1 protein-coding gene is annotated in these 2,528 nt (G+C 32.7%); it reads left to right on the top strand.

Annotated features, from left to right (window positions below; translation table 11 throughout):
• Positions 1 to 147: 147 nt before the first annotated feature.
• On the top strand, positions 148 to 2,451 hold the full coding sequence (locus BM015_RS21675) for an AAA family ATPase (RefSeq protein WP_177191990.1): 2,304 nt from the start codon (positions 148 to 150) through the stop codon (positions 2,449 to 2,451).
• Positions 2,452 to 2,528: the final 77 nt, after the last annotated feature.

The raw sequence follows: 2,528 nt of genomic DNA on the forward strand, positions 1-2,528 counted from the left end.
CATTTATTTTATTCATCGGCTTTTTGTTTTTTAATTTAGCTGTTGTATCGGCGCGACGAATGATGAATCCCGCCGAACACAAATACTGAAACGTTGGTGGCAAGCATACAACACCGCACCTCTAAACGACAGACAGAAAAGTGAATTATGAGCATTGAGATAATTCCAATAAACGGGAAAAGCCAATATTTTGACTATGACGACTTTGAAAAAAGCGTCAAAGAAACTGTTGGTAAAAAATGTTCTGACGCAAAAATTTTCCTTTTCAACAATTTCCCTGTTTCCGTTTCAGTTGAAACCAATATTGACTTGATAATTGTAATTGCCATTGAAGATAAAAAAGGTAATTTCTACATACCAAAATCAAATAGCGAAGGAAAAGCCGTATATTTTCATAATCAAATCATTCCACTCAAATTTATTACTCAATTCCAAGACGACACAATAACAAATGACAATGGACAGATTGTTGTAAACGAAGAATACATTGACTATTCGACAGAAATAAACTCAATTAGATTTGGCTTGATAAATTACCTGTCAAACAAATGCGGAATGAACAAACAAGGACTTTTTATTCAGCCGATGATTTTTATTAAAAGTAAAAATGAGTTTATTCAAAACAATTATCTGATTGCCGAAACTTTTGATTTTAAATCAATCCACAAATATTTTACTCAAAATAGTGCAGACATTTTTATTGCGTATAAAGATTGGAAATCTGAATTTGGCTATCAAACCACTATAAACAAAGACATTGAACGGATAACTGAACAAGCATCAAAAGACAGTGAAATTGGGTATTTGACTAAAAAGAAAGTTGAAAGAATCGGTAAGCAGTTATCCAATTCAAGAACAATTTATGAAGAATTAAACAAGCACCTTGTAATTGTAAGTGGAAAAGCGGGAACGGGAAAATCAAGCGAACTTCTTTTGCTTACAATGAAATGTATCAGTAACGGACAAAACACTTTATATTTAACGTATAACAAGTTGCTCATTTTTGATATTGCAAAAACAGTAAAATCATACGTTAATGCAAAATTGAAAAGTAGCGAGATTAGCGGAGAGAAACCGGGCGAAGCATCTGTTCTTACGCTTCACGCTTTCTTTTACAGATTAAGTAAGTCATTGGGAGTATTACACGTATTAAACGAAGTGAGAATTGAAAAACTTTTGGCTACTCTCAAAGAACGTATGCGTAAAGTGTATGATATTGTAAAAGTAGAAATTGCTAAAAACACAAATATTGATGACATCAAAGCAATAATACAGAACAACAATAATTTAGATATTGGCTCAAAAGAAGTCGGAATAGATTTTTTAAACTTTCTAAAAAAGAAAAACGCAACAACGTCAAACGACCTTGATAAAGCAAGCGTTGATTTTTTCAATCATAAAAAAAGTATTGTCGGAAATATCGGGGCAAATGAAGTTTTTTTAGCCGACTATTATGGTGTTTTAGAAAATACATTACTACAAATCCAAAACCCCGAACAATTTTACGACAAATACAATATAGAAAACAAACACGAACTACTTGACGTTGCGATTGGGTTAAATGAAAAATATGTTGGCGAAAAAGACGGAAAGAAAACAATTACTGAAAAAGGATTTGTAGAGTTTAAAAATAGACGAGTTGGTGGACACAGAAGAAAAAGAACGCTTTTTATTGACGAAGCCCAAGATTGCCATAGATTAGAAAAAGAAATTTTAATTTCAATTTATGGAAGCAACAACGTTGTTGTTGCTAATGGTGGAAAAGAACAACTAATTAGACACGTTGAACTTTGTAATTGGGAAGTTTCACAGGCAAAAAAACTTGAAGTAAAAAAACACTACACACGAAATAAATCTTACAGAGTAAAGAAAACTGTAGTTGATTTTTGTAATTACGTTGCAAAGCGTTTTCAAATAGACCTAAATTTAGAGCCATTAGAATCAGAAGATGAAGGAGAATTGCTTTTCGATTTTAGACTGAATCACAACGAAAATGAAGTGACTGAAATTTTCAATCATCTAAAATTAAAAGGCGAAGTAAATGGCTGTTCGCCTTATGAAACACTTTTGGTTTTACTTGAATCAAATTCTCAACGAGAAAATACAACAGGACTAAATGAGTCAAACCGTGAAACAGCAATTATAAACGAATATGGAAACATAGAAGATGCATCATTGTTAAGACGTGGAACGTGGAAGTATATTGAAACATTAGAAAGTAACGACTTTATGTTTTGGGACGGAACAGTTGACGACAAGTCACAACTTATCGTCCCAAGTCCAAATGAATCAAGAGTTATCTACTATGAATCGTGTCGTGGTTTAGAAGCGTGGACAGTTGCTTGTTTTGCATTAGACAAATTCTTCTCTCAAAAAAGAGAAGACCCAGACGCAGAGAAATACTTAATTGAAGACATTTTTTTAAATCAAAACTGTCTTAGCCCCCTATAAACTGGACAGATTTTTCAAAAAGGTTTAGACCGTTTTTTTGTTTTTGGGATTGAGTTTTTGAAGGCATCTGCAACAAA

This window comes from Parafilimonas terrae (genome assembly GCF_900115755.1).
GTDB classification, from domain to species: Bacteria; Bacteroidota; Bacteroidia; order Chitinophagales; family Chitinophagaceae; genus Parafilimonas; species Parafilimonas terrae.